We start from the raw sequence: 24,823 nt of genomic DNA, 5'->3' as shown, positions 1-24,823 counted from the left end.
GGCACCATCATGCAGCTGTCACCGTCGCTTATACATGCTGCAATATCGAGCCGCGTCAGGACAATTGATGATCATCGGTGACGGGTTGGCTTTCAAAGGCTTCCATAGTCCACGAACTTCCTGCTGATTCTTGTAAGTCGGATCCTTGATGATTGCTGGTGGAATCCCTGGATCAACGTCATGCGAAATCCGGCGGCCAATGTACTGACAGTTAAAGATACCCTCAAATGCAGCTTGGTGCCTGATGGTCCGCGATATAGCCCTGAAGAATTTTTCGGGATGTTCGATGACAATGCATGCGTCGTACTTGAATTCGTCCATCGCTTCCTTGTTGAAAACCTTCGTGGCGCAAAATAGGTAGTAGTTAACGCTTTCGTGTGGTTCCGTGAGTGTTCCATTACCTCTAACTGTTAGTTTTGTGCCGGGGGCAATCTTAAGAAATCCCCTGCTGAATTCAGGCTGGGTTTCCGACGTCCATACGTGGGCGCCATTCAATTCCATAAATCTGGTCTTATAGCCTTCTGTGTTGTCGCCAATAACCTCACCATGTATTTCAGTGTTTCGATATTCGTAAAGCGTGCCGATTCGCATGTTCCCCCTAGTCAGCAGAAGGTGGGTATGCTCTTTCCGAAGATATTTATATAAAACGGTCATAAAACTCTCTGGGCGAGTGAGCTCCTAGTGCGACTATTTCCATAATACAATTCCGCTATACTGCACGCCTCATCCTTAAAGAATGTGGGGGTAATAGAGAAATGAGAACTGCTGCCAAGGTCGTATTGGCGTGCCTAGCGTTGATTTTAGCCTTCCTTTACGGCGTTGCTATGATGCAATACCAGCTATTTCCGTTCCAAGTGTACGGGTGGGTTAAGCAAATTGGCAGAGGCGAGACGCCGGGTTCTGATTCCCGACTTATCGATTACCCGCGCTGGAAGGATAAAACGTCGAGCTTCCGAGCATTTCACGTACCAGCTGACGTCGTAATGATCGGAGACTCCATCACGGATGAGGCCCGCTGGGATGAGATGTTCCCCGGAGTGAGGATCGCGAATCGGGGGATCAGCAGCGATACGACTTATGGGCTACTGCAGAGGTTGGACGGGATATTGCTTACAAAGGCGAAGACGGCTTTCATCATGGTCGGCGTCAACGATGTCCTCGTCGGGCGCAGCGCGGATGCGGCATTCGCAGACTACAAAAAATTTGTGCATCTCCTGATCGATAATGGAGTGGTGCCGGTCATTCAGTCCACTATCTACACCAGTCCGAAGCAAGCTGGTAGCAAGAAGTACAACGCCAAGATCAGAGAATTGAATCAACGACTTGCGGCGTTCGCGGCTGAGTCGAAGATCGCCTACGTCGATCTAAACGCTCAGTTGTCCGACGCGGATGGGTTGAAGCAAAGCGTGACAAACGACGGCATACACCTCAACGGCGAGGGATATAGCCTATGGCGCAAAGCGATTGATGAAAAAATGAGAGGGAGCGAAGTGCGTTAGTCATCATCGCCGGGCTCGACTTTCTGTCCGAATAGTTCGTTGTTCAGTCGCTCTCTCGCCTGCACAGCCGGCTCGCCCCTGATTTCGTTGAGCAGCGCTTTGGCGATGATGCCGAGCGCACCGACGCCTGGTGTAACACTGTGCGCGAGCTGATGCGCCCGCGACACGATCGAATGATAACGCCGGATTTCCCATAGCAACCGGACAACGTCTTTGTTTCCCTTGTTGCGGACTCCGATTGCGTGGAGTTCTTCCTTAGTAAGCGGAGGCGGGAGGTCTGGCATTTCTTCTGCTCAATATGCTGTATTTGTATACAGTATATGTATCGAAGCTATGCGATGCCAAGCCTCGCTTTGATGTTGTCGATCAGCGGGCCGGCGTCGTGGTGCGTTTCCAGCTCGGCAAGCATGGCCTCGATGATCTCAGCCATTTCCAGCACGGAAAGCGGATTAACGATCGACACGTAAGCCGCACGCCATGCCGGGGCGTTGTCCTCCGATTCTTCCATGGCATCCAAACATGCTTGCTTAATGACGGGTAGGGTATTCATCTGGTTATTTTATCCAGACGAGTGCCAGTCCAAAAAGTCTCTAATATTTCGTTACGCATTGCCTGCAAGGAGTTAGTTTTAGCGTGGTTTTTGGCGTAACTTTTAAAAAGTGATCCTATGTTCTCATAGGGGAAATACCCTGCTGCATCATCGGCGTATGCTTGGCCAGTATTTCTTCCAGTCGTGCGGGGGTGGCGTCTTTGTCGAGTTGTGCAGCGGGCTTCAAATCCATTCCTATCTTTCTGTCTGACGGGCATGCGACGCGCGAGCGTGAATGCAATCCGCCATTTTAATGGCGGATGCGGTCAAAGACGATGGGGCTGGCCAGGAAACTGCGCTGGGCGTTAGCGCGGCCGGTGACGTGCGAGGGACGGGGCGGGCGGGAAGTCGGTCCCGCCGTGGAACGGCGGCGCGTTACTTTGCGAATGGCGACAGCTGCGCGATCATCTGGGCAAAAATCTTCGGCGTGCCGGCGATGACATCGCCCTTATACAGATAATCGGATTCGCCCGAGAAGTTACCGACGATGCCGCCGGCTTCCGTGATCAGCAGCGAACCGGCTGCCACGTCCCAGGGCTGCAGGCCTTTTTCGAAGAAGCCGTCGAGCCGGCCGGCGGCCACATAGGCCAGATCGAGCGCGGCGGCTCCCGGGCGGCGCAAGCCTTCGCAGCGTTCCGTCATGATGCGGAACATCTTCATGTATTCGTCCAGATGGCTCGTATCGCGGAACGGAAAACCGGTGCCGATGAGTGCGTCTGCCATTCGGTCGCGGCGGCTGACGCGAATGCGTTTTTCATTCAGGTAGGCGCCTGCGCCCTTGGTTGCCGTAAACAGGTCGTTGCGGGTTGGGTCGTAGACCACTGCTTGCGTGATCTGGCCGCGCTGTTGGAGCGCGATCGATACGCAGTACTGAGGAAAACCGTGGATGAAATTGGTGGTGCCGTCGATCGGATCGATGATCCAGACGTTTTCGTTTTCGTCGTGCAGATTGGCCGAGGCTCCCGATTCTTCTGCCAGGATCGCGTGATCGGGATAGGCGTTTTTCAGAACCTCGATGATCGCCATTTCGGCGGCTTTGTCGACTTCGGTGACGAAATCGTTGTGTCCTTTTTCCGTGACCTTGACACGGTCAATGTCGAACGAGGCGCGATTAATGACCGCGGCTGCGCGGCGTGCGGCTTTCACCGCCGTATTCAGCATGGGATGCATAGAGGTTCCGTTAAAATTGCGGTTCCGGTGTTCGGACCACAAATGAATTAATGAGCGATGCGGCAATATCGGATAGTTATTCGATTGCCGCGCAATGCCGCTATTTTAAATGAACCAGCAACAAACCAGTACTCCTCTTTTCGACCGCCTGCGCTTCGTGCTGGTGGAAACTAGCCGTCCAGGCAATATCGGATCGGTCGCTCGCGCCATGAAAACCATGGGATTTTCGCGCCTTGTGCTGGTCAATCCACGATTCCCGGATGCACCCCGGCAGGAGGAAGCGATCGCGTTCGCCAGCGGTGCGCAGGATATTCTGGCGAATGCGAAGATCGTCGGGTCCATCGGCGAGGCGCTGGAGGGCTGCAATTTTGCCGCAGCATTGAGCGCCCGGCCGAGGGAATTTTCGCCGCCCGTGGTTACGCCGCGCTCGCTGGCCGGACAACTGGCGGTTGATGCCGGCCTGTCCGCCGCCTTGGTATTCGGTAATGAGCGGTATGGCTTGCCTAACGAAATTGTTGAAAAGTGCAATGTCCTGATCAATATTTCGGCCAATCCCGACTATTCATCGTTAAACCTGGCGCAGGCCGTGCAGGTGCTGGCATATGAAATGCGCCAGGCGGCCATCGGAGACGCGCCGCCGGCGACGAATGTCGGGTTTCAGGGAGAGGCAGCCGGAATAGCGCAGATCGAAGGGATGTATCAGCACCTTGAAGAAGCGCTGGTTGCGGTCGAGTTCCTTGACCCCGACAATCCAAAGAAATTAATGCCCAGACTGAAGCGCCTGTTTTCCCGAACCCAGCTGGAAACCGAGGAAGTCAATATTTTGCGGGGCATTGCGCGCCAGATTTTGCGGAAAGTGCCGCCCAAGGCAAGCTAGGGGGCAAGGCGCGCGGGATTGCGCGCCAAGATGGCGCTATTCAATATGCAACGTCTTAGCCCCATGCCCGCAACAAGCCGACCGCCAATCCTTCCAGTGCAAAATCCTCCTGGCTGGAATCGACGCGAATCGGCTTGAAATCCGGATTTTCGGGCAGGAGTTCGATGACCGAACCAGATTTCTTGTAGCGCTTCACTGTGACGTCGTCGCCCAGCCGGGCGACCACGATTTGGCCATTCTTTGCGCTGTCCACCTTTTTCACTGCCAACAAGTCGCCGTCCATGATGCCGGCATCGCGCATCGACAGGCCTCGCACTTTCAGCAGGTAATCGGGCTTGGAGGAAAAGAGTGATGGATCGACGCTGTACGTGGCTTCGATATGTTCCTGCGCAAGGATGGGCGAGCCTGCGGCGACACGGCCGACCAGCGGCAGGCTCAGCTGCATCAGCGCGAGGTGGGGCAGTGCCATCTGTCTTGCGCTGGAGCGACCTAGCCCGCTGTCAGTGTTCAAGTCACGCAGACGAATGCCGCGCGAGGTACCGGGCGAGATTTCGATCGCTCCCTTGCGGGCCAACGCCTGTAAGTGTTCCTCGGCTGCATTTGCCGAGCGAAATCCCAATTCAGCGGCGATTTCGGCCCGGGTCGGGGGGAATCCGGTGTTTTCGATCGCTTCCCTGATCAGATTCAGAATTTGCTCTTGACGGGCGGTAAGTTTGATCATGGCAGCACCTGAGCGTTGGTAAACGCTGTTCATAAAAACAGACTGTATTTTTATACAGGTTTTGGGTGAATGCAAGCACTCACGCCATTAATTTGTAACAGCTGGCAGGACGAAAATCTCTTGAAGACGTAAGCGCTTGAAAGCATTGAGTTTTCATTGTTTTCGGGTTATTATCTTCGGCTTTCCTCTTCCCACACCTGTCTTGACGCCGGGGTGGGCGATTGTTTAATCCGTCCATAAGGAGATTACATGCGTCATTATGAAATCGTATTTATTGTCCATCCGGATCAGAGCGAGCAAGTGCCCGCAATGATCGAGCGCTACAAGGGCATCGTGACCGCCCGCAACGGCAAGATCCATCGCGTCGAAGACTGGGGCCGTCGCCAGATGGCTTACATGATCCAGAAGCTCGCGAAGGCACACTATGTTTGCATGAACATCGAGTGCGACAACGAAACCCTGGCTGAAATCGAAACCGGCTTCAAGTTCAACGATGCCGTGCTGCGCCATCTCACCGTGAAGATGAAGAAGGCCGAGACTGCACCGTCGCCGATGATGAAGGCGGTTCAGAAGGAAGACGCTGCCAAGAGCCAGCGTAGCGAGGCTGCTGCATCGTAATTGCGCTAACCGGGAGCGTGAATCAGCTTCAGTTGGTCGCCGTTATTGCCGAGCGCGACGCATTGCGATATACGCCGGCAGGCATCCCGATCGTGTCGGCGACGTTATCGCACCGGTCGGAGCAAATTGAGGCAGGCATCAAACGCCAGATTGAATTGGAAGTCGCTGCGATCGCCGCTGGCGAAATTTCCGGAAGAGTCAATCGGGCGGAACTGGGAGTGGCATATCGCTTCACCGGATTCCTGGCACGCAAGAATCGAAACAGCAAAGGCCTCGTCTTCCACATCGCGGATTTCGAGGTATATACACCAGATCAATAGATACAGGAGCCAAACATGGCATTCGGTAAAAAATTCGATAAGAGCAAACTCAAGCAAAAGCGCCAACAGCAAAACCCGCTGTTCAAGCGCAAGAAATTCTGCCGCTTCACCGCCGCCGGCGTTGAGCAAGTGGACTACAAGGACGTCGATACCCTGAAGGACTTCGTCCAGGAAAACGGCAAGATCATGCCGGCACGCCTGACCGGCACCAAGGCGCACTATCAGCGCCAGGTCGATACCGCGATCAAGCGCGCACGCTACCTCGCGCTGCTGCCGTACACCGATCTGCACAACGCCTGATTGATGACTGAGAAATAGGAGAAAAACATGCAAGTCATTCTGTTGGAAAAAGTCGTCAATCTCGGCAACCTCGGCGATGTGGTGAAGGTCAAGGACGGCTACGCACGTAACTTCCTGATCCCGCAGCGCAAGGCCCGCCGCGCAACGCAAACCGCTGTTGCCGAATTCGAAGCCAAGCGTGCCGAGCTGGAAAAGGCAGCAGCCGAGAAGCTGGCCGCAGCACAAGCCCAAGGCGAAAAACTGAGCGGTATGACCGTTCAGATCGCGCAAAAGGCTGGCGTCGATGGCCGTCTGTTCGGTTCCGTAACCAACGCCGACATCGCCGCTGCCGTGACCAAGCAAGGCTTCCCGGTCGAGAAGGCGCAGATCCGCATGCCGCAAGGCCCGCTGAAGACCGTCGGCGACCATCCGATTTCGGTTGCACTGCACACCGACGTCGTCACGGAGATCACCGTTTCCGTGCTGGGCGAGCAAGCGTAAGCAAAATCGTCGTCAATAAAAAGCCGGCTTTCAAAGCCGGCTTTTTTTATGCGCTGCTTTTATGCGGCGTCAATGCCCGACTGCGGCAGCCGCGCCTTTCTTCGGCTTGGTCAGCCACACCAGGCTCGTCAGCGCGAAGAACCCCACCGAGCAATACAGGAAGAAGTCATCAGTCGCCAGCATGTAGCTTTGCGCGTTGATGGTGCGTTCGACGACAGCAAACGCCTGCTCGAGCGACAGTCCGCCAGCCTGCAGAATCCCGAGGTACTCATTGCTGGCAGGAGAAAAGCGTGAAACGTTTTCCACCAGCCGCGAATGGTGAGCGGTCGCCAGGTGTTCCCACATCGTCACGCTGATCGCGGTGCCCATGGCGGCGCCCAGCGTGCGCAGGAAGTTGGACAGCCCGGATGCGCCCGCCATGTGGTCTGGCGTGATGTTGGACAGCATCAGCGATTGCACCGGAAGGAAGAAGCAGGCCATACCGATGCCTTGCACCAGTCGCGGATTGACGATATCCCAGAACCCGACGTCGAGCGACATCTGTGTATTCCATAGCGACACCGCGCCCATCACGATAAAGGCGAAGGTCGCCAGCGCGCGCAGATTGAGCTTGGCGATGTTCTTGCCGATGATGGGAGACAGGATCAGCGTGAAAATTCCGATTGGCGCCATCGCTGCTCCGGCTTGTGCCGAGGTGTACCCCATCACCAGCTGCAGCCAGAGCGGGAAGATCACGACCGAGCCGAAGTAGGTCATGAAGCCGACCGACAGCAGAATCACGCCGTAGCGGAAGTTCTTGTCCCTAAATAGCTGCAGTTCGACAATCGGATGATCCGAGGTGAGCACCCAGGCGATGAAGAACGTCAGCGCCACGACCGCGATAATGCCGAGGGTTACGATGAAGGGGGATGCGAACCAGTCGTAGTCCTTGCCGATTTCCAGCATCAGCTGCAGGCTGCCGACGCCGACCACCAGCAGCAGCAGGCCAATGACATCGAGCGGCATTTTCACGGTGGCCGATTCACGCTTGCGCATCAGCGTCCAGATGGTGATGCCGCCGAACAGGCCGATCGGGATATTGATCAGGAAAATCCACGACCAGTGGTAGTTGTCGCTGATATAGCCGCCAAGCAGCGGGCCGGCAATCGGCGCGAGAATCACCGTCATCGCCCACAGCCCCATCGCCGCGCCGCGCTTTTCGGGCGGGAAGTTCCGCACCAGCAGGGTTTGCGACAGCGGCACCATCGGCCCCGACACCAGGCCCTGCAGCAAGCGGAACACGACCAGCATCGGCAGGTTGACCGAGAACGCGGCCAGCGCCGACATCAGCGTAAACGCGAGGACCGATATCACGAACAGCTTCACCTCGCCGACACGGCGCGCCAGCCAACCGGTCAGCGGCACGGCAATGGCGGCCGCGACCGAATAGGCGCTGATGATCCATGTACCCTGGTTGGTCGATACGCCGAGGGCGCCGGCAATCGTCGGGATCGATACATTGGCGATGGTGATGTCCAGGATTTCCATGAACGTCGACAAGGCCGCCGCAAAGGTCAGCAGGACGAGCGCCGGCCCTTTTAATGGTTGCAGCGCCGGCGGGGCTGCGGGCGGTGCGTTGTTGTTCGCTTCCGATTGCATCCGGCGTCCTTATTTCAGATTGGCTGCGATGATCGTGTCGATGCGCGCCTTCGCGGCGGCATCGATCGGATTGGCGGAGGCCGATGCAGTCAGCGCCTTCGCGTTGCCGGCGGCCTCGCCGACGCGCACGCCTTGCTGGTCGTGCAGGTCGACCTCGACGTGCATCGACAACCCGACGCGCAAGGGATGCTCGGCCAGCTGCTTCGGATCGAGTGCAATCCGTACCGGCACGCGCTGTACTACCTTGATCCAGTTGCCGGTCGCGTTCTGCGCTGGCAGCAAGGCAAATGCCGATCCAGTGCCGGCGCCAAGACCTTCGACCTTGCCGGCATATTCGACCTTGCTGCCGTAGATGTCGGCGATCAGCTTCACCGGCTGGCCGACCCGCATCTCGCGCAGCTGCGATTCCTTGAAGTTGGCGTCGACCCACAACTGATCGAGCGGCACGATCGCCATCAGGGGCGCGCCTGGCGTCACGCGTTGTCCGACCTGCACGCTGCGCTTGGCGATTTCGCCTCCGACCGGTGCATACAGCGTGGATCGTGACTTCATCAGCAGCACTTCCTGGACGCGGGCCGCTGCGCGCTGCACGTTAGGGTGATTGGCAACGCTGGTGCCCTCGGTAAGAGCGCGGCCCGATGCGAGCTGCTCTTTTGCCGCGGCGAGCGTGGCCTGGGCGGAGGAAACGGCGCTTTCCGCATGCCGGATTTCCTCGGACGACACGGCGCCGGAACCCGCGAGCGCCTTGCGACGCGCCAGATCATCCTTTGCTCTTGCCAGCTCTGTCTCGCGCATGGCGAGGTTGGCGCTGGCCTGCGCTTGTGCTGCATACAGCGTGCGCACCTCGCGCACCGTCTGGGCTAATTGCGCTTCGGCCTGCGCCAGTGCGACGTCGGCATCCGCCGTGTCGAGCGCCACAAGCGGCTGCCCGGCCTTGACCATGCTGGTGTCGTCCGCATAGATCTTCGCGACCGTGGCCGCGATCTGCGGCGTGATCTGCACGACATTGCCCTGGACGTAAGCGTTGTCGGTGTCTTCGATGTAGCGCGATACGAGCGCCCAGTACAGTCCGGAGCCGACGGCGGCGGCCGCGAACACGGCGCCGATGGTCAGAAGGATTTTCTTGCGCTTGGGCGCGCCAGATGGGGCGGCCTGGTTCGTCGATGCGATTGGTGCTGCACTCATGATTTTTCCTGGATTGGTATATGTTTGAACTGGCTGTGCGCCTCAGTGCTGAGCGAGCGCTTGTGCCGCGCTTGTCTCGGCGAAGCCGCCACCCAGTGCGCGTATCAGCGCGATCTGCAAGTCGTCACGCCGCGCCTTCAGGCTGGCCAGCGCACGGCGTTGCGCCAGCAACTGGGTTTCGACGGTCAATACGGTCAGGTAGGGCGATAGCCCGCCCTTGTAGCGCAAGGTGGCGAGCCGGTGCGCTTCCTCGGCGGCGGCCAAGGCTTCGCGCGTCGCCGCTTCTTCGCGTGCAAGGTCGGCGGCGCGCGTCAGCTGTTCCGCCACGTCCTGCGCGGCGCTCAGCACCGACTGGTTGTATTGCGCAACGGCGGCGTCGATGTCGCTGGCTTTGGCCGCATAGTTCGCCTGCAGGCGACCGCCGTCGAAGAGCGGTAGCCGGACCGCCGGCCCGACGCTGCTGATCTGGCTGCCCGCATTGAACAATTGGCCAAGCCCGATGGCCTGGAAGCCGATCAGCGCGTTCAGGTTAATGTTCGGATAAAACTGTGCCCTGGCTGCTTCCTTGTCGCCGATCGCCGCAGCAATGCGGGCGCGCTGCGCGGCCAGTTCCGGCCGGCGTCCCAGCAGGTCGAGCGGCAGGTTGGCCGGCACCGTGAAGGAAGCGCCGTACATTGTCGGACGCTTGATCGACTCGGCAGCGGATGGCATGTCGCCGGCGAGCACGGCGAGCTGCAGGCGCGTGACCTTGATTGCGGTGGCAAGCTGCTCTTGCTCGATGCGCAGCGCAGCTTCGTTGGTTTCCGCCTGCTTGACTTCCACCTTCGTATCGAGACCGTTGGCCACGCGCTGGTCGATCAGCTTGTGGATGTCCCGCCGTTGCTGCTGGGTGGCATCGAGAACATCCCGCATCTCGAATTGCGCAGCCAGCTGGGCATAGGCGCGGGCAATCGAGGTGGTGAGCGCCAGGCGGGCGGCATCGCGGTCGAAACTTGCCGCTTTCACCTGGGCGTCAGCGGCACGGATCAACGCCGCGTTCTTGCCCCAGACGTCGAGCTCGTAACCGAAATTGACCGCGGCCTGTCCCTGGCTGATGTATTGTCCGGCGGGGCCGAGCGGCGGGTGCGGGATCAGGTAATTTTCCGACTGCCGGCCGTAGCTGGCGTCGATGCCGACGCCGACCTGGGGCAGCTCTGCGGCGCGGCTGAGGTTGGCCGATGCCTGCGCGCGCGCGATGCGGGCCTGGGCGGCGGCGAGCGTCGGGCTGTTTTCCAGCGCATGCTGCATCAATTGATTCAGTTGCATGTCTTGGTAGGCGAGCCACCATTCATCCGTCGGCCATGTGGCGACAGCTTGACCGATGGCGCTCGGCTGCGCGAATGAAACGGCATCGATTTGCTTGGCGTTTTGTTCGACTGGATGAAAGCCGGCGCAGGCCGCCAGCAGCGCGGCGGCGGACGCGATAGACAGCGTTTGCAGGTGACGCCGGGCAATCCGGTGCCTGAGCGAGGAGGGGGCAGGGGTCATGTTGTCTTTGTTTTACTGGAATTGGTGAAATCAGGCATTGCCGATCATGCGCCGCAGGAAATCCTTGAACTGGTCCACTTCCGTTTCCGTGAAGCCGCGTAAATGGTGGTTCAAGGTGTCGACCACGACCTGCGTCATCTGGTCGCCGAGCTGTTGCCCTTTGGTGGTCAGGGACACCTCAATCACGCGCCGGTCGGCGCTGCTGCGGATGCGCTGGATGAAGCCCTTTTCTTCCAGACGGTCGAGCATGCGCGTCATGGCACCGGTATCAGCCATGAGTTCGCGCGCCAAATCGGCGGCGGTCTTGGCTTGACCGTGCAACAACTTCAGGAAGATGCCGAGTTGCGCATGTGTCATATCGAACGGGGCCAGCCCCCGGTCAACGGTCATTGCAAGTTGACTACCGGCACGTTTAAGCAGGAAACCAATGCTTTCGCAGGGCTGGTAATTTTTCAGGCTGTATGGTTCGGACATGGCATCACGCTGGATAGAAGCAATTAGCGTGAAATATAGCTGCCTAGGCAGTAAGTGTCAAGGCAGTTAGTATCGCGTCAGTAAGTTGGAAATATGAAAAATATTGCACGATAGCAAGCGGAATATTCCGGAATGCCGCGTGTTGCGGCTTTGGGCGAGCAGGTATAATGCGCGCCATGAATACACGCACCACCGATCGCAACTTCGATCGCAAGGACGATCGCAAAAGCGATCCCCAACTGGACGCCCTCCGCGTCCCTCCCCATTCCATTGAAGCAGAGCAATCGGTCATCGGTGGCTTGCTTCTGGATAATGGCGCATGGGATCGGATCGCGGACTTCATCCATGAAGACGACTTTTATCGTTACGACCATCGCATCATCTTTCAGCACATCGTCAAGCTGGTCAATGCCACCAAGCCGGCCGACGTCATCACGGTGTTCGAGGCGCTCAGCATCAGCGGCAAGGCCGAGGAAGTCGGCGGGCTGGCTTACCTGAACGCGCTGGCGCAGAACACGCCGTCCGCTGCCAACATCCGCCGTTATGCGGAAATCGTGCGCGACCGCGGCGTGCTGCGCAAACTTATTACAGTTTCCGACGAGATCGCGACAAACGCACTCAATCCCCAAGGTAAGGAAATCAAGCAGATTCTGGATGAGGCGGAATCGAAAATCTTTGCGATCGCGGAAGAGGGCTCGCGCGGCACCTCCGGCTGGGTGGGAATCCAGCCGCTCCTGACGCAGGTCGTCGAGCGTATCGACGAGCTGTACAACCGCGACAACCAGAACGACATTACCGGCGTGCCGACTGGCTTTATCGATCTCGACCGGATGACTTCCGGGCTGCAGCCGGGCGACCTGATCATTGTCGCCGGCCGCCCATCGATGGGTAAAACTGCCTTCTCACTCAATATTGGCGAAAACGTGGCAATCGATGCCGGACTGCCGGTTGCCGTGTTTTCGATGGAAATGGGCGGCGCGCAGCTGGCGATGCGTATGCTCGGTTCGGTCGGGCGGCTGGATCAGAGCCGTTTGCGCGTCGGCAAGCTCAACGACGAGGATTGGCCGCGCCTGACGCATGCGATCCAGAAGATGAACGATGCCCAGCTCTATATTGATGAAACACCGGCGCTGAGCCCGGTCGAGTTGCGCGCGCGCGCCCGCCGCCTCTCGCGTCAGTGCGGCAAGCTCGGCCTGATCATCGTCGACTACCTGCAGCTCATGTCCGGTAACGGCGGCGGTGAAAATCGTGCGACCGAGATCTCGGAAATTTCGCGAAGTCTGAAAGGCTTGGCGAAGGAACTGCATTGCCCCCTCATTGCCCTGTCGCAGCTGAACCGCTCGCTGGAGCAACGCCCCAACAAGCGCCCGGTGATGTCCGATTTGCGCGAATCCGGCGCCATCGAGCAGGACGCCGACGTGATCATGTTCATTTACCGCGATCAGGTTTACAACCCGGATTCTCCGGATCGGGGCACTGCGGAAATCATCATCGGTAAACAGCGTAACGGTCCGATTGGCGCCGTGCGCCTGACCTTCCATGGTGAGTACACGAAGTTCGATAACTACACCGGCGGTAACGCGATCTTTGACAGCGAATAACCAAGGTGCGCAGAGTGCGCCTTGATGCTTGGGAAGGCCCGGCGGGCGTCAGGCGGCAGCACGGTCAAACCCGCGGTTACGACGAATTAACGCTTTAACCTTAAGAGAGTGAACTATGTTTGGACGACTGATGCCCAGCGAGGGCAAATTTTTTGAACTATTTGTTCAGCATGCCGACCTGTGCGTAAAGGGCGCGAAGGAAATGGTTAGCGTGATGACCAACTTCGACGACCTGGAAAATCGTGTGCATGCGATTGAAAGCATCGAAAAACAGGCGGACAAGGTTACTCACGGCACGTTGGAACTGCTGCACAAAACGTTCATCACGCCGCTCGACCGCGACGACATTCACCAGCTGATCACGCGCATGGACGACATTCTCGACCTGCTGGAAGATGCCGCACAGACCATCTCGCTGTACGACATCAAGGCAGTGACGCCGGAAGCAAAACGCCTGGCGGAGTTATGCCTGGCCAGCACGGAAAAGGTCAAGGCTGCGGTCGGGCTGCTGCACAACATGGATAACTCGCAGCAGATCCTGGCTCTGTGCGAAGAGATCGACCGTTTCGAATCGGATGCCGACCACGTCATGCGTGCCGCCATGTCCAAGCTGTTTCGCGACGAACCGGATGTGCGCAACCTGATCAAGCTGAAGGCGATTTACGAAATTCTGGAAACAGTCACTGACCGTTGCGAGGATGTGGCCAACATCATCGAAGGCATCATTGTCGAAAACGCTTAGTGCAGTATTCCGACGGACTAGAACAATAATCTCATGCACACCCTTCAAATCAGTATTTATGTTCTCGCCTTCCTGATTGCATTGGCGCTGCTGTTCGACTTCATGAACGGCTTTCACGACGCGGCCAATGCGATTGCGACGGTGGTGTCGACAGGCGTGCTCAAGCCGCAGACTGCAGTGGCAATGGCGGCAGTGTTCAACGTGATCGCGGTCTTCTTCTTCCAGCTGAAGGTGGCGTCCACGGTAGGCAAGGGAACGGTGGATCCGGCGATCGTCGACCATTACGTCGTGTTTGGCGCGCTGGTAGGGGCGATTTTCTGGAATGTCCTGACCTGGTACTACGGCATCCCGTCGTCGTCGTCCCATGCGCTGATCGGCGGCCTGGTCGGTGCAGCCGTGGCGAAAGCGGGCACCGGATCGCTGATCTCGGCCGGCCTGATCAAGACCATTTCGTTCATCGTGCTGTCGCCGCTGCTCGGCTTCGTGTTCGGATCGATCATGATGGTGCTGGTGTCGTGGCTCTTCGTGCGTTCCACGCCGCGGCGCATCGACAAGTGGTTCCGCCGCATGCAACTGGTTTCGGCGTCCATGTACAGTCTGGGGCACGGCGGTAACGACGCGCAAAAAACCATGGGCATCATCTGGATGCTGCTGATCGCTGCCGGTTACACAAGCGCACAGGATCCGCTGCCGTGGTGGGTTATCATCTGCTGCTATACCGCGATTGGCCTGGGCACTCTGTTCGGCGGCTGGCGCATCGTCAAGACCATGGGACAGAAGATCACCAAGCTGAAGCCCGTCGGCGGATTTTGCGCCGAAACAGGCGGGGCGATCACCTTGTTCCTGGCGTCCGCGCTCGGTATTCCGGTGTCGACCACGCATACCATCACCGGCGCCATCGTCGGCGTCGGCTCGGCGCGCAAGATGTCGGCCGTGCGCTGGGGCGTTGCGGGCAACATCGTGTGGGCCTGGATCCTGACGATTCCGGCATCGGCCTTTGTCGCGGCGATCGCATGGTGGATCGGCACCAAGATTCTTTAATCAGGAATCGCCATAAACAAAAAAGCCCGCAGTGCGGGCTTTTTTGTTGGCGTCGGCCAGGAGTCTTACAGCACGTCGCTGGCATGATCGGCCAGGCGCGAGCGTTCGCCGCGCGCCAGCGTCACATGGCCGCTGTGGGCCCAGCCCTTGAAGCGGTCCACCACGTAGGTCAGGCCACTCGAACCTTCGGTCAGGTACGGCGTGTCGATCTGCGCGATGTTGCCCAGGCACACGATCTTTGTACCGGGACCGGCGCGTGTGACCAGGGTCTTCATCTGCTTGGGCGTCAGGTTCTGCGCTTCGTCGATGATCAGGAACTTGTTGACGAAGGTGCGGCCGCGCATGAAGTTGAGCGACTTGATCTTGATGCGTGAGCGGATCAGGTCCTGCGTCGCTGCGCGCCCCCATTCTCCGGCATCGCTGTCCGACTTGTTGAGCACTTCCAGGTTGTCGTCGAACGCCCCCATCCAGGGCGACATCTTTTCTTCCTCCGTGCCGGGCAAGAAGCCGATGTCTTCGCCGACCGGCACCGTCACGCGGGTGACGATGATTTCATTGTAGAGCTTGGTTTCCAGCACTTGCGCCAGGCCTGCCGCCAGCGCGAGCAGGGTCTTGCCGGTGCCGGCCTGGCCGAGCAGGGTGACGAAATCGCATTCCGGGTTCATCAGCAGGTTGAGCGCGAAATTTTGCTCGCGGTTGCGTGCCGTGATGCCCCACACGCTGTTCTTGCCATGGGTGTAGTCGCGCAGTGTCTGGATCACCGAGGTCTTGCCGTTGATCTGCCTGACCTGCCCGTAGAGCGGCGCCTCTCCGGTCTTCGGCTCCAGGTAGACGAACTGGTTGACCAGGAAAGAGGCGACGCTGGGCCCCGTCAGGCGATAGAACGTGTAGCCGGTGCCGTGCTTGTTTTCCTGCCACGATTCCATGCCCTTGCCATGCTTGTTCCAGAAATCGTCCGGGAGCTGCAGGATGCCGGAATAGAGCAGGTCGGTGTCTTCCAGCACATGGTCATTGAAGTACTCTTCTGCCGGCAATCCCATCGCACGCGCCTTGATGCGCATGTTGATGTCTTTGGACACCAGTACGATCGGGCGGTCCGGGTATTGCGTTTCCAGTGCGCGCACCACGCCGAGAATCTGGTTGTCGGCTTTGCCGATCGGCAGCCCTTCGGGCAATGTCACCGTCTGCAGCTTGGTCTGGAAGAACAGGCGACCCTTCGCGTCCTTGTTGCCCAGCTTGGATAGCGGAATGCCATCCTCGATTGCATTCTCTTCCACGCCGGCGACCAGCGCGTCGAGCGAGCGCGAGACCTGGCGCGCGTTGCGGGCGACTTCGGACATGCCTTTCTTGTGGTTGTCCAGCTCTTCGAGCGTCATCATCGGCAGGTAGACGTCGTGCTCCTCGAAGCGGAACAACGAGGTCGGATCGTGCATCAGCACATTCGTGTCGAGCACGAAAATCTTGGTGACACCCAGCTTGTCGGCAGTGCGGCTGACGTTGGACTTGATCGTGGTTTCCACGTCTTTCGGCTTCGTGGAGCGCTTCGCGGCCGGTGCTTTCTCGGTTGTTTTGGCGCGTGCCTTCGGAGCAGTTTCGGTCGTATGCGGAATTGATTCCACCAACGTCATCAAAGGTTTTACCGATTTGCCTTTCTCTGCCTTCGGATAGTCTGCGGGGGAGAGCAGTTCTGCGGGTTTGGTCGGTAATTTAGGTAGTGGCATCAGGACCTCAATCTAAAGTGGGTTGAACTGACTGCGATGAGATTCAAACAGCGCCGTGCAGGATGCAGGGTGGGGTGAAAACTGGTCGAGTGAGCTGTTTGGAAAGCAAAAAAGCCGTTTGGGGGGAGGCTCGGCGCCTCTTCCGCAAACGGCTTTCTGCAAGAAAATTCTTTTAAATTCAATGTGTTCTGCGTTTGACGCGATTAAGCGAGCGTTTTGACGAATTCCAGAACTTCATCAACGTGCCCAGGCACCTTGACTCCACGCCATTCTTTCACCAATTTCCCGCTGCCGTCAATCACAAATGTGCTGCGTTCAACGCCGCGCACTTTCTTGCCATACATAGCTTTTATTTTCATTACGTTGAACAAGTTACAGACAGTTTCATCCGGATCGGAAATCAAGTCGAACGGCATCGCCAGTTTCGCCTTGAACCCTTCGTGGGAGCGGATGCTGTCGCGACTGATGCCGAAAATTTCGGTATTGGCTGCTTGGAATTGCGGGTGAAGATCGCGGAATTGCATGCCTTCAGTCGTGCAGCCGGGAGTGTTGTCCTTGGGGTAAAAATACAACACTACGGTCTTTCCCTTGTAGTCGGACAGCTTGAAAGTCTTTTCGCCAGTCATTGCGGCGGAAAATTCCGGCACGGCCAGATTCAGTGCGGATGGGGTGTCGTCCACGCTACTCTCCATAGTTATTGTCGCTTGTGGCAACGATTGGTTATTGGCTTGACGATGGCTGGACAATCAGTTCGCCCGATCGGCCGGGCAATTCTCCCCAGCTGACCGGATAAGTCGGCAAGGCGTCGTTTTTCACCTTCTGGTAGTAATCCGCCATCGAGACCAGATCGTAACCCTGCGCCTTCCATCCTTCCAGCAATTGTTCAAAGATGGGGGCGAGCTTTTGCCCTTCAAGTTCGGCATGCAGCGTGAAGACATGATCGCGCGGCGATGCGGTGAGCTTGAGGATCGTACGCGCAATATTTGACTCGTCGATGACAACGCTGTCGAGTGTGCGGCCGAGCAGTTCGTCCAGCGTCGGCAGCGTGGTCGGCAATTGTATGCAAGACAACGTCTTGCCGAAGGCCTGCAGGCGATGCGGGCCCGCGCTGGGATTGGCCAGCTCGCCGCGCTCGGTCAACATGCAGCGTCCGTCCGATGCATAGGCAAAGCCGAAGGCATCGAGCTGGGCGAAGGCGTGCTCGTTCATCTGCCAGCCGGCGGCGCCGTGGGTCTTGGGTGCCTGGCCGAAAATCTCGCGGAAGCGGTCGAACGATTGTTGAAGCTGCTTTTTGGTCCATGCCGCGTCGCGCCGACGAACGTTGTCTTGCCAGACGACATGATCCCAGGTGTGGATGCCGCACTCGAATCCGGCTGCTTGCGCCGCCCGCATCTGCTGGGTGCATGTCTTGCCAATGTCGGGCGCGGGCAGCAGCACGCCGTACATCAGCGTCTTGAGGCCGTAATGCTCGACCACCGACGTGCGCGAGACTTTCTGGAAGAAGCCGGGGCGGAAAGCACGCCGCAAGGCCCAACCAGTGTGGTCGGGCCCGAGCGAGTACAGGAAGGTAGCGTTGGCCTGGTGTTTTTGCAGGAGGTGCACCAGATTCAGTGCGCCTTCCCGGGTGCCGCGATAGGTATCGACGTCGATTTTAAGGGCAAGAACCGGCATTTAGTCCATCAGCGCCTTGGCTTCGCCGACTTGGCCACGGTACGCGTCGAAGATATTGCGCAGCGTGTCTTCCATCGACGTGGTCGGTTTCCAATTCAACTCGTCGCAGGTGTTGGTGATCTTCGGTACGCGGTTCTGCACGTCCTGGTAGCCTTTACCGTAGTAGGCGGCGGAGGTGGTTTCAATCAGCTTGACCTTCTTGGCGGACTCGGCGTACTCCGGATATTGGGCCGCGAGTTTCAGCATCATGTCGGCCAGTTCGCGGATCGAATAATTGTTGGTCGGATTGCCGATGTTGTAGATCTTGCCGCTGGCAATGCCGCCTTCATTGGCGATGATGCGCATCAGGGCATCGATGCCGTCATCGATATAGGTGAACGCGCGCTTCTGCTGGCCTCCGTCAACCAGCGAAATGTTCTCGCCACGAACGATATGGCCGAAGAACTGGGTCACGACGCGCGAGCTGCCTTCCTTCGGCGTGTGGATCGAGTCGAGACCGGCGCCGATCCAGTTAAACGGGCGGAACAGCGTGAAGTTCAGGTTGTCCTGCATGCCGTAGCCCCAGATCACACGATCCATCAGCTGTTTCGCGCAAGAATAGATCCAGCGCGGCTTGTTGATCGGGCCGCAGATCAGCTCGGATTCTTCCGGATCGAATTCCTCGTCGTGGCACATGCCGTAGACTTCGGAGGTGGACGGGAATACCAGGTGCTTGCCGTACTTGGCGGCGGAGCGCACGATCGGCAGGTTCGCTTCGAAGTCGAGTTCGAACACGCGCAGCGGCTGCTTCACGTAGGTGGACGGCGTGGCAATCGCGACCAGCGGCAGGATCACGTCACATTTCTTGACGTGGTACTCGACCCATTCCTTGTTAATCGTGATGTCGCCTTCGAAGAAGTGCATGCGGCTCTTGTACGCCTCGTTTTCCAGGATGTCGGTGATGCGATCCGTCATCATGTCCATGCCGAACACGTGCCAGTCAGTGGTTTCGAGGATGCGCTTGGACAGGTGGTGGCCGATGAAACCGTTGACGCCGAGGATGAGTACTTTTTTCATAGGAGTGTCTTGTTGAGCCGCCGCTCCGTCTTACGAACGGGACGACAGGAATTGTTGTAACTCTTGCGGCGAGACCGTCTTGCCGTCCGCCATGAGCTCGTGAATCAAAAGCGCGCGGCCATCGCCACAGACGCCAAATATGCAATTATCCACTACTGCCAAGCCTTGCTGCAAATCGGGTTTTGCCTGATCGGCAAGGCGCGCCTTGACAATAATGAAAGTCCTATCGCCCAAGGTGGTCCATGCACCCGGATAGGGCGGGGCGACGGCGCGATGCAGGTTGTAGACCGCCTGCGCCGGCTGCGACCAATCGATGCGGCCGTCTTCCGGCTTGCGTCCGCCGAAATAACTTCCTTTTGACAAGTCGTTGGGCAATTTCGGAGTTTGGCCAGCCAGCATTGCCGGCAAGGCATTCCATAAGGCTTGCTCGGCTGCTACCGTCACTTTTCCGAATACTTCATACGCGGTGTCGTCGGGAAGGATCGGGACCGATGCCTGAGCGACGATGGCGCCGGCATCCGGTTTGGCAGCCATTTCATGCAGCGTCGCACCGGTTTCCGTTTCACCGTGCAGCACCGCCCAATTGACGGGCACGCGGCCGCGATATTTCGGCAGCAGGGAGCCGTGCATGTTGTAGGCGCCGTGCTTTGCCAGCGCCAGCAGCTCGACCGGCAGCATGTGACGGTAGTAAAAGCTGAAGATGAAATCCGGCTGAACCGCTTGCACCTGCTTAAACAGTTCGGCGGATTTGGGGTCGTCCGGCGTTACGAATCGAATGCCCTTTTCCCGGCAAAGTGCGGCGACCGATTCGAACCAGATCGTCTCCGACGGATTGTCCTGGTGGGTGACGACCAGCGCGACGTCGACGCCGCGTGCCAACAGCACCTTCAGGCAACGTACGCCGACATTGTGATAGGCGAAAACGACGGCGCGCATTACTGCAATTCCTTCATCGTGGTATCTGCACTCTGTTCCAGGATCGCCTGCACCACGAAACGGGGACGCCCGCGCACCTGCTGGTAGATGCGGCCGACATATTCGCCGACCAGGCCGATGCCGAACAGGATCACGCCCATCAGGAAGAAGGCGATTGCAAACAGCGTGAATACGCCTTCGACTTCGGAGCCGAACAGAAAGCGGCGCAGCAGCAGCACGACGAACAGAGCGGCCGATACGAACGACAGGCCAATGCCGAGGATCGAGAAGAACTGCAGCGGCATCAGCGAGAAGCCGGTGACCAGATCGAAGTTCAGTCGGATCAAGCTGTAGAGCGAATACTTGGACTCGCCCGCCGCGCGTTCCTCATGCTCGACCACGATTTCGGTCGGCTTGCGGGAGAAGGTGTAGGCGAGCGCCGGAATGAAAGTGTTGACTTCATTGCACTGGTTAACCAGGTCGATCACATTGCGGCCGTAGGCGCGCAGCATGTTGCCCTGGTCAGTCATCTTGATATGCGTGATGTTCTCGCGCAGCCGGTTCATCGCCTTGGAGGCGTGGGTGCGCCATGCAGAATCCTGGCGCTCGCGGCGGATCGAACCGACATAATCGTAACCCTCGCGCATCTTCGCGATCAGGTTGCCGATTTCCTCCGGCGGGTTCTGCAGGTCGGCGTCAAGCGTGACGACGATTTCGCCGCGGGTCGCCTTGAAGCCGGCGAGGATCGCCATGTGCTGGCCGTAATTCCCGTTGAACAGCACGACACGCGTCACGTCCGGGCGCGCGCGAAACTGGTCGGCGAGAATGGCGGCGGAACTGTCGCGGCTGCCATCGTTGACGAACACGACCTCGTATGGAAGGCCGAGCTTGTCGAGCGCGGGATACAGGCGCGCAAATAGCTTAGCCAGGCCGGCTTCTTCGTTATAAACGGGAATGACGACGGATAATTCTGGTTTCATCAATCGCTGGTCTTATTGTTGAAGGACGGATTTTACCGCGCCGACCGTGCGTTCGACATCGGTTTCTGTGAGCGCAAAGAACATCGGCAGCGTGACGATCTGGCGTCCAACACGCTCGGCCACCGGGAACATCCCTTCTTTAAAGCCGCGCTCGCGGTAGAGTTTGAACAGATGGATCGGCGCGTAGTGGTAGCCGACACCAATGTTCTTTTCCAACATCTTTGCCATGAAGTCGGCGCGCGTGATGCGCTCCGGTAGCACCAGCTGAAACAGATGCCAGTTAGTGTCTTCGAAGTCGGCCACCGGTAGCTGGGCGCCGAATTTTTCTTCGAAATCCACACCGAAGCAGGCGAAATAATGTTTGGCCAGCGCGCGGCGCTTTGCCGTGATTTCAGCGAGATGCGCGAATTGCCCAAGGCCGATCGCCGCATTAATGTCGGTCATGTTGAATTTGCCGCCCAACACGTCCACTTCGATGCCGTCGAGTCCGCTGCGCGTGACACCCTGCAGTCGATATTTTTCTGCCAGCTTGGCTTCGTCGGCATTGTTGAGCACCAGGCAGCCGCCTTCCGCCGTGGTGATGTTCTTGTTGGCCTGGAAGCTGAACGATACAAAATCGCCAAATGCACCGATCGGCTTGCCTTGCCACGACGAGCCCAGAGCTTGCGCGGCGTCCTCGATCACGCGCAGCTTGTGTTTTCTTGCAATTTCGTACAGGCGATCCATGTCGACCGGCTTTCCCGCGAGGTAGACCGGAATGACAGCCTTGGTACGCGGCGTGATGGCAGCTTCGAGCTTGTCGAGGTCGATATTGCGGGTCACCGGGTCGATATCGGCAAACACCGGGGTCGCGCCGACTTCGATGATGACATTCGCCGTTGCGACCCAGGAAATCGGCGTGGTAATAACTTCGTCGCCCGGCCCGATTCCGGCAATGCGCAACGCGATCTCCATGGTGCAGGTGCCGGAGTTGAACGTGCGCACGGGGCGCCCGCCGAAATACTCCGACAGTTTTGCTTCGAAGGCTTGCACCTTGGGGCCGCTGGTGATCCAGCCGGAACGAAGTACGTCGGCGACCGAGGCAATCGATGCTTCATCAATGGTGGGGCGGGAGAAAGGCAGGAAGGATTCGCTCATGATGAATGATGAAAAAGTTGAATTCAGCTGCGGGCCAGCAGCACGACGCCGACGATGATAATGCCGATGGCCAGAATGCGCTGTGCGGAAACGGCTTCGCCAAGAAAATACCATGCGCCGAGCGCATTGATGATGTAACCGATGGATAGCATCGGATAGGCGATCGTGACATCGACGCGCGACAGGCCGATGATCCACACCAGCACCGAGATGACGTAGCAGCTGAGACCGCCGATGATTGGCACCTGGGTTGCCAGTTTCAGGCCGGTGGAAAACCAGTTTTGTGCCGTTAAATGGATCACGCCGACGGCGTTGGTACCGGCTTTTAGCAGGAGTTGGGCAACGGCATTGAGGCAGATGCCAGTAAGGATGAAGCCGAAGGTGGTTAAATTCATGAAGCAGTCTTGATGTCGTTGGTCACGATAATGCGGCGCGGGTCTTGCGCAATGACGCGCATCGGCAGGCCTTGTTTTTTCAGGTCGCCGAAGAAATCGGGATGAATGATCGCGACCGCCTTCTTGCCTTCCGCATGCAGCGCATTCCATCTCGCCACGAACTCCGCGCGGGTCGGAATCCATAACTGGGGCTCCTGCTTCACGCCGAACTCCATTTCATCGGCGTGCTCGACCAGCGTCATGGTGCGCCGCAGGTAAAAGGGCAAGGATTGTTCGTACAAATGGACCAGAAAAATTGGGGTCTGCGGCGTCAGTTCCGCGGCAACCGCCGGAACATGATCGAGCCCCGCCTTGTAACGGCCGAGCGGCTCATGGCCGATCATCAAGACCTGGCCGCTGGCAAAAGTGGTAGCGGCCAAGACAATCAGCGCCCACTCGCGCCGGCGGCGTACAAGGAAGGCGGAGAGCAAGCCGCCCGCTAGCGCTATGGCCGCCCCGGCCACAACCCAGGGCAGGTAAGCTTGGTAGATCGGCTGTTCATATGCATTGCTGGCCAGTTGCGGAATTTTCCCGACGAATCCAAGGCCAACGGCGGCAAACAACGCAACCATGGCTGCCGTCAGCGTGAGTACTCTATCGGAAGCTTTTTCCAGGTAGCAGGCGATCAGCAAGGCCAGCGCCGGGAAAATCGGCAAGATATACGAAGGTAGCTTGGAGCCGGAAATGCTGAAGAAAAAGAAAATGAATACCGACCAGACCAGCAGCATTTTCTTCGGCTGAAAGCCTTGCGCCGGTTCGCGACGCGCGTTCCACAGGCTTTGCATAAGCACGCCCAGCCACGGCACGATGCCAAGCACCAGGATCGGGATGAAGTAATACCATGGACCGGCACGATGATGGACCTTGCTGGTAAAGCGCTGGAAATGCTCGTGGATAAAGAAGAAATTCGGAAATTCCGGATTTTTTATCGACACCAGCACAAACCAGGGCGTGGCAATCGCAAAGAACAGCAGCAGGCCGCCACCGAAATGCAGGCGCTTCCAGATCGCCCAGTCGCGTGACGCCAAGGTGTAAAGCGCCAGCACGGCGCCAGGCAGCACGACGCCGATCAAGCCTTTGGACAGCACAGCAAGCGCCATGCCGGCCCAGCATGCCAGCATCCAGTTCCGCTCTGCGCGCTCGCTTGCGTCATTGCGTTGCGCCAGCAGCAGGGCGGCGAGCGTGAGCGTCATCATGCCTGCCAGCCCCATGTCCAGCGTATTGACATGGCCGAGCGCGGCCCAGAACAGGCTCGATGCGAGCACCAGTCCGGCATGGAATCCGATGCGCCGCCCGAACACCCGCGTTCCCGCATAGGCGGTGATCAGGATGCCGAACAGGCCGCACAGGCCCGTCCACAGCCGGGCCTGCCACTCGCCCAGTCCGAATACCTCGAAGGTAAGCGCATTCATCCAGGTTTGCAGCGGAGGCTTTTCGAAGTACTTGAGTCCGTTTAGGCGCAGCGTGACCCAGTCGCCGGTGGCGACCATTTCCCGCGCCATTTCGGCGTAGCGGCCTTCATCGGTCGGCACTAGGGTGCGGGCAGCGAGCGCATAAAACCAGACTGCGCAAAAAATCAGGAACAGGACCCAGAGGGCGGATTTGGAGATGGGCAGTTGTGATTTATAGTGGTCTGTCATGCCGATTGGTCGAAAATGAGGGCTAGGGCTACCTTGCGGCCTTCGCCCATCAGAATGTTGTAAGTGCGGCAGGCAGCCTGATTATCCATGCACTCGACACCGATGTGTCGCGCGGAAAGCGCAGCGACCAGCTTCGGATGGATGAAGCGCTGGCGTTTGCCTGTGCCGAGAATGACCACATCCGGCACGGTCGCCTCGATCTGCGCGAAATGCTCGGCCGTCAAGGCGTCGAACGAGGTGGGCGGCCATGGCACGGGCGGCGTTTCCGGCAGCACCACGAGGCTATGGGAAAACCGCACGGCATTGATCTCGACGCCCGTGTCGTCGTAAGCAGTGACGGTCTGATAATGTTGGGTCGGGGTGGAATGCAGCTTCATGGCACTATAGACAGGCTGCCGGCCTTGGATTTCCGACAAATGGAATAAAAAGATGCGGCATTGTAGCGTTTTCCAAAATAAACGCTACGCCATCCGTTGATAAAACAGAT

The 24,823-nt window shown here is 58.3% G+C and carries 28 protein-coding genes; 9 read left to right on the top strand and 19 right to left on the bottom strand.

The genetic code is table 11. The annotated features are described in order from the left end of the window. Positions 1 to 18 precede the first annotated feature (18 nt). Complete coding sequence (locus TSA66_RS07925; protein ID WP_198358656.1) at positions 19 to 591, bottom strand: hypothetical protein; 573 nt, start codon at positions 589 to 591, stop codon at positions 19 to 21. Positions 592 to 755: 164 nt separating this feature from the next. On the opposite strand from TSA66_RS07925, the gene TSA66_RS07920 reads away from it, so the two are divergent. Continuing rightward, positions 756 to 1,499 carry a GDSL-type esterase/lipase family protein gene (locus TSA66_RS07920; RefSeq protein WP_040038615.1) on the top strand — a complete coding sequence of 248 codons (744 nt, stop codon included), beginning with the start codon at positions 756 to 758 and terminating at the stop codon, positions 1,497 to 1,499. On the opposite strand, the gene TSA66_RS07915 is transcribed toward TSA66_RS07920, so the two are convergent. The 3 genes from TSA66_RS07915 to TSA66_RS07905 form a co-directional block, all read right to left on the bottom strand. Beyond that, positions 1,496 to 1,783, bottom strand: a complete 288-nt coding sequence (locus TSA66_RS07915; RefSeq protein ID WP_040038614.1) for a hypothetical protein — start codon at positions 1,781 to 1,783, stop codon at positions 1,496 to 1,498. The genes TSA66_RS07920 and TSA66_RS07915 overlap by 4 nt on opposite strands. A 47-nt stretch (positions 1,784 to 1,830) precedes the next feature. Continuing rightward, positions 1,831 to 2,007, bottom strand: a complete 177-nt coding sequence (locus TSA66_RS07910; RefSeq protein WP_157691541.1) for a hypothetical protein — start codon at positions 2,005 to 2,007, stop codon at positions 1,831 to 1,833. Between the two features lie 456 nt (positions 2,008 to 2,463). Next, on the bottom strand, positions 2,464 to 3,258 hold the full coding sequence (locus tag TSA66_RS07905) for an inositol monophosphatase family protein (protein ID WP_040039658.1): 795 nt from the start codon (positions 3,256 to 3,258) through the stop codon (positions 2,464 to 2,466). Positions 3,259 to 3,367: 109 nt separating this feature from the next. Between TSA66_RS07905 and TSA66_RS07900 the strand changes: the two genes are divergently transcribed. Beyond that, positions 3,368 to 4,135 (top strand): RNA methyltransferase, encoded by a 768-nt coding sequence (locus TSA66_RS07900; RefSeq protein WP_040039657.1) that lies wholly within the window; start codon positions 3,368 to 3,370, stop codon positions 4,133 to 4,135. 55 nt (positions 4,136 to 4,190) lie between these two features. Here TSA66_RS07900 and lexA read toward each other — a convergent pair whose 3' ends face one another. Beyond that, positions 4,191 to 4,856 (bottom strand): transcriptional repressor LexA, encoded by a 666-nt coding sequence (lexA, locus tag TSA66_RS07895; protein ID WP_040039656.1) that lies wholly within the window; start codon positions 4,854 to 4,856, stop codon positions 4,191 to 4,193. Positions 4,857 to 5,105: 249 nt separating this feature from the next. Between lexA and rpsF the strand changes: the two genes are divergently transcribed. The 4 genes from rpsF to rplI are packed head-to-tail and all read left to right on the top strand — an operon-like array spanning position 5,106 to position 6,574. Next, complete coding sequence (rpsF, locus tag TSA66_RS07890) at positions 5,106 to 5,474, top strand: 30S ribosomal protein S6 (protein WP_040039655.1); 369 nt, start codon at positions 5,106 to 5,108, stop codon at positions 5,472 to 5,474. 17 nt (positions 5,475 to 5,491) lie between these two features. Next, the gene (gene priB, locus TSA66_RS07885) at positions 5,492 to 5,794 is read left to right on the top strand and encodes a primosomal replication protein N (protein ID WP_040039654.1); all 303 of its coding nucleotides are present in this window, start codon (positions 5,492 to 5,494) and stop codon (positions 5,792 to 5,794) included. A gap of 15 nt (positions 5,795 to 5,809) precedes the next feature. After that, the gene (gene rpsR, locus TSA66_RS07880) at positions 5,810 to 6,094 is read left to right on the top strand and encodes a 30S ribosomal protein S18 (RefSeq protein WP_007882558.1); all 285 of its coding nucleotides are present in this window, start codon (positions 5,810 to 5,812) and stop codon (positions 6,092 to 6,094) included. 27 nt (positions 6,095 to 6,121) lie between these two features. Next, positions 6,122 to 6,574 carry a 50S ribosomal protein L9 gene (rplI, locus tag TSA66_RS07875; protein ID WP_040039653.1) on the top strand — a complete coding sequence of 151 codons (453 nt, stop codon included), beginning with the start codon at positions 6,122 to 6,124 and terminating at the stop codon, positions 6,572 to 6,574. 69 nt (positions 6,575 to 6,643) lie between these two features. Here rplI and TSA66_RS07870 read toward each other — a convergent pair whose 3' ends face one another. From TSA66_RS07870 to TSA66_RS07855, 4 genes are read right to left on the bottom strand one after another with little or no spacing between them, the layout of a single operon-like run. Continuing rightward, a complete protein-coding gene (locus TSA66_RS07870; RefSeq protein WP_040039652.1) occupies positions 6,644 to 8,212 on the bottom strand; it encodes a DHA2 family efflux MFS transporter permease subunit in 1,569 nt (522 codons plus the stop codon). 9 nt (positions 8,213 to 8,221) lie between these two features. After that, entirely contained in the window at positions 8,222 to 9,397 is a 1,176-nt protein-coding gene (locus TSA66_RS07865) for an HlyD family secretion protein (RefSeq protein ID WP_040039651.1), read from the bottom strand. Between the two features lie 42 nt (positions 9,398 to 9,439). Next, positions 9,440 to 10,924 carry an efflux transporter outer membrane subunit gene (locus tag TSA66_RS07860; RefSeq protein ID WP_052452178.1) on the bottom strand — a complete coding sequence of 495 codons (1,485 nt, stop codon included), beginning with the start codon at positions 10,922 to 10,924 and terminating at the stop codon, positions 9,440 to 9,442. Between the two features lie 30 nt (positions 10,925 to 10,954). After that, positions 10,955 to 11,314 carry a MarR family winged helix-turn-helix transcriptional regulator gene (locus TSA66_RS07855; protein WP_052452177.1) on the bottom strand — a complete coding sequence of 120 codons (360 nt, stop codon included), beginning with the start codon at positions 11,312 to 11,314 and terminating at the stop codon, positions 10,955 to 10,957. A gap of 260 nt (positions 11,315 to 11,574) precedes the next feature. Between TSA66_RS07855 and TSA66_RS07850 the strand changes: the two genes are divergently transcribed. From TSA66_RS07850 to TSA66_RS07840, 3 genes are all read left to right on the top strand, one after another. Beyond that, positions 11,575 to 12,999, top strand: a complete 1,425-nt coding sequence (locus TSA66_RS07850) for a replicative DNA helicase (protein ID WP_198358745.1) — start codon at positions 11,575 to 11,577, stop codon at positions 12,997 to 12,999. A gap of 115 nt (positions 13,000 to 13,114) precedes the next feature. Next, positions 13,115 to 13,741 carry a DUF47 domain-containing protein gene (locus TSA66_RS07845; protein WP_040039648.1) on the top strand — a complete coding sequence of 209 codons (627 nt, stop codon included), beginning with the start codon at positions 13,115 to 13,117 and terminating at the stop codon, positions 13,739 to 13,741. Between the two features lie 33 nt (positions 13,742 to 13,774). Next, complete coding sequence (locus TSA66_RS07840) at positions 13,775 to 14,782, top strand: inorganic phosphate transporter (protein WP_040039647.1); 1,008 nt, start codon at positions 13,775 to 13,777, stop codon at positions 14,780 to 14,782. A 65-nt stretch (positions 14,783 to 14,847) separates the two neighbouring features. On the opposite strand, the gene TSA66_RS07835 is transcribed toward TSA66_RS07840, so the two are convergent. From TSA66_RS07835 to TSA66_RS07790, 10 genes are all read right to left on the bottom strand, one after another. Then, complete coding sequence (locus tag TSA66_RS07835) at positions 14,848 to 16,503, bottom strand: PhoH family protein (protein ID WP_198358743.1); 1,656 nt, start codon at positions 16,501 to 16,503, stop codon at positions 14,848 to 14,850. Between the two features lie 203 nt (positions 16,504 to 16,706). After that, positions 16,707 to 17,195, bottom strand: coding sequence for a peroxiredoxin (locus tag TSA66_RS07830; RefSeq protein WP_198358741.1), 489 nt, complete (start codon positions 17,193 to 17,195; stop codon positions 16,707 to 16,709). Positions 17,196 to 17,223: 28 nt separating this feature from the next. Beyond that, a complete protein-coding gene (locus TSA66_RS07825; protein ID WP_040039645.1) occupies positions 17,224 to 18,174 on the bottom strand; it encodes a polysaccharide deacetylase family protein in 951 nt (316 codons plus the stop codon). Further along, positions 18,175 to 19,230: a bifunctional UDP-4-keto-pentose/UDP-xylose synthase gene (locus TSA66_RS07820; protein WP_040039644.1), complete on the bottom strand. Its 1,056-nt coding sequence runs from the start codon at positions 19,228 to 19,230 to the stop codon at positions 18,175 to 18,177. Between the two features lie 30 nt (positions 19,231 to 19,260). After that, entirely contained in the window at positions 19,261 to 20,166 is a 906-nt protein-coding gene (locus TSA66_RS07815) for a formyltransferase (RefSeq protein ID WP_040039643.1), read from the bottom strand. After that, entirely contained in the window at positions 20,166 to 21,125 is a 960-nt protein-coding gene (locus TSA66_RS07810; RefSeq protein ID WP_040039642.1) for a glycosyltransferase, read from the bottom strand. Before TSA66_RS07810 ends, TSA66_RS07815 begins: the two co-directional genes overlap by 1 nt. Before the next feature lie 12 nt (positions 21,126 to 21,137). Continuing rightward, positions 21,138 to 22,262 carry a DegT/DnrJ/EryC1/StrS family aminotransferase gene (locus tag TSA66_RS07805; protein WP_040039641.1) on the bottom strand — a complete coding sequence of 375 codons (1,125 nt, stop codon included), beginning with the start codon at positions 22,260 to 22,262 and terminating at the stop codon, positions 21,138 to 21,140. A gap of 23 nt (positions 22,263 to 22,285) precedes the next feature. After that, positions 22,286 to 22,657, bottom strand: a complete 372-nt coding sequence (locus tag TSA66_RS07800) for a DMT family transporter (RefSeq protein ID WP_040039640.1) — start codon at positions 22,655 to 22,657, stop codon at positions 22,286 to 22,288. Further along, on the bottom strand, positions 22,654 to 24,336 hold the full coding sequence (locus TSA66_RS07795) for a glycosyltransferase family 39 protein (protein ID WP_040039639.1): 1,683 nt from the start codon (positions 24,334 to 24,336) through the stop codon (positions 22,654 to 22,656). Before TSA66_RS07795 ends, TSA66_RS07800 begins: the two co-directional genes overlap by 4 nt. Further along, positions 24,333 to 24,713: an Mth938-like domain-containing protein gene (locus TSA66_RS07790; RefSeq protein ID WP_040039638.1), complete on the bottom strand. Its 381-nt coding sequence runs from the start codon at positions 24,711 to 24,713 to the stop codon at positions 24,333 to 24,335. The genes TSA66_RS07795 and TSA66_RS07790 overlap by 4 nt, the downstream gene beginning before the upstream one ends. Positions 24,714 to 24,823: the final 110 nt, after the last annotated feature.

Origin of the sequence: Noviherbaspirillum autotrophicum (genome assembly GCF_000818395.1) — a bacterium.
GTDB classification, from domain to species: domain Bacteria; phylum Pseudomonadota; class Gammaproteobacteria; order Burkholderiales; family Burkholderiaceae_D; genus Noviherbaspirillum; species Noviherbaspirillum autotrophicum.
This window is presented reverse-complemented; position numbering and strand designations above follow the sequence as displayed.

What these genes read in the sequence shown, in the direction of transcription:
- TSA66_RS07925 (WP_198358656.1), bottom strand. Translation starts at nt 591, where the DNA reads ATGCGAATCGGCACGCTTTACGAATATCGAAACACTGAAATACATGGT.
- TSA66_RS07920 (WP_040038615.1), top strand. Translation starts at nt 756, where the DNA reads ATGAGAACTGCTGCCAAGGTCGTATTGGCGTGCCTAGCGTTGATTTTA.
- TSA66_RS07915 (WP_040038614.1), bottom strand. Translation starts at nt 1,783, where the DNA reads ATGCCAGACCTCCCGCCTCCGCTTACTAAGGAAGAACTCCACGCAATC.
- TSA66_RS07910 (WP_157691541.1), bottom strand. Translation starts at nt 2,007, where the DNA reads ATGGAAGAATCGGAGGACAACGCCCCGGCATGGCGTGCGGCTTACGTG.
- TSA66_RS07905 (WP_040039658.1), bottom strand. Translation starts at nt 3,258, where the DNA reads ATGCATCCCATGCTGAATACGGCGGTGAAAGCCGCACGCCGCGCAGCC.
- TSA66_RS07900 (WP_040039657.1), top strand. Translation starts at nt 3,368, where the DNA reads ATGAACCAGCAACAAACCAGTACTCCTCTTTTCGACCGCCTGCGCTTC.
- lexA (WP_040039656.1), bottom strand. Translation starts at nt 4,856, where the DNA reads ATGATCAAACTTACCGCCCGTCAAGAGCAAATTCTGAATCTGATCAGG.
- rpsF (WP_040039655.1), top strand. Translation starts at nt 5,106, where the DNA reads ATGCGTCATTATGAAATCGTATTTATTGTCCATCCGGATCAGAGCGAG.
- rpsR (WP_007882558.1), top strand. Translation starts at nt 5,810, where the DNA reads ATGGCATTCGGTAAAAAATTCGATAAGAGCAAACTCAAGCAAAAGCGC.
- rplI (WP_040039653.1), top strand. Translation starts at nt 6,122, where the DNA reads ATGCAAGTCATTCTGTTGGAAAAAGTCGTCAATCTCGGCAACCTCGGC.
- TSA66_RS07870 (WP_040039652.1), bottom strand. Translation starts at nt 8,212, where the DNA reads ATGCAATCGGAAGCGAACAACAACGCACCGCCCGCAGCCCCGCCGGCG.
- TSA66_RS07865 (WP_040039651.1), bottom strand. Translation starts at nt 9,397, where the DNA reads ATGAGTGCAGCACCAATCGCATCGACGAACCAGGCCGCCCCATCTGGC.
- TSA66_RS07860 (WP_052452178.1), bottom strand. Translation starts at nt 10,924, where the DNA reads ATGACCCCTGCCCCCTCCTCGCTCAGGCACCGGATTGCCCGGCGTCAC.
- TSA66_RS07855 (WP_052452177.1), bottom strand. Translation starts at nt 11,314, where the DNA reads ATGACCGTTGACCGGGGGCTGGCCCCGTTCGATATGACACATGCGCAA.
- TSA66_RS07850 (WP_198358745.1), top strand. Translation starts at nt 11,575, where the DNA reads ATGAATACACGCACCACCGATCGCAACTTCGATCGCAAGGACGATCGC.
- TSA66_RS07845 (WP_040039648.1), top strand. Translation starts at nt 13,115, where the DNA reads ATGTTTGGACGACTGATGCCCAGCGAGGGCAAATTTTTTGAACTATTT.
- TSA66_RS07840 (WP_040039647.1), top strand. Translation starts at nt 13,775, where the DNA reads ATGCACACCCTTCAAATCAGTATTTATGTTCTCGCCTTCCTGATTGCA.
- TSA66_RS07835 (WP_198358743.1), bottom strand. Translation starts at nt 16,503, where the DNA reads ATGCCACTACCTAAATTACCGACCAAACCCGCAGAACTGCTCTCCCCC.
- TSA66_RS07830 (WP_198358741.1), bottom strand. Translation starts at nt 17,195, where the DNA reads ATGGAGAGTAGCGTGGACGACACCCCATCCGCACTGAATCTGGCCGTG.
- TSA66_RS07825 (WP_040039645.1), bottom strand. Translation starts at nt 18,174, where the DNA reads ATGCCGGTTCTTGCCCTTAAAATCGACGTCGATACCTATCGCGGCACC.
- TSA66_RS07820 (WP_040039644.1), bottom strand. Translation starts at nt 19,230, where the DNA reads ATGAAAAAAGTACTCATCCTCGGCGTCAACGGTTTCATCGGCCACCAC.
- TSA66_RS07815 (WP_040039643.1), bottom strand. Translation starts at nt 20,166, where the DNA reads ATGCGCGCCGTCGTTTTCGCCTATCACAATGTCGGCGTACGTTGCCTG.
- TSA66_RS07810 (WP_040039642.1), bottom strand. Translation starts at nt 21,125, where the DNA reads ATGAAACCAGAATTATCCGTCGTCATTCCCGTTTATAACGAAGAAGCC.
- TSA66_RS07805 (WP_040039641.1), bottom strand. Translation starts at nt 22,262, where the DNA reads ATGAGCGAATCCTTCCTGCCTTTCTCCCGCCCCACCATTGATGAAGCA.
- TSA66_RS07800 (WP_040039640.1), bottom strand. Translation starts at nt 22,657, where the DNA reads ATGAATTTAACCACCTTCGGCTTCATCCTTACTGGCATCTGCCTCAAT.
- TSA66_RS07795 (WP_040039639.1), bottom strand. Translation starts at nt 24,336, where the DNA reads ATGACAGACCACTATAAATCACAACTGCCCATCTCCAAATCCGCCCTC.
- TSA66_RS07790 (WP_040039638.1), bottom strand. Translation starts at nt 24,713, where the DNA reads ATGAAGCTGCATTCCACCCCGACCCAACATTATCAGACCGTCACTGCT.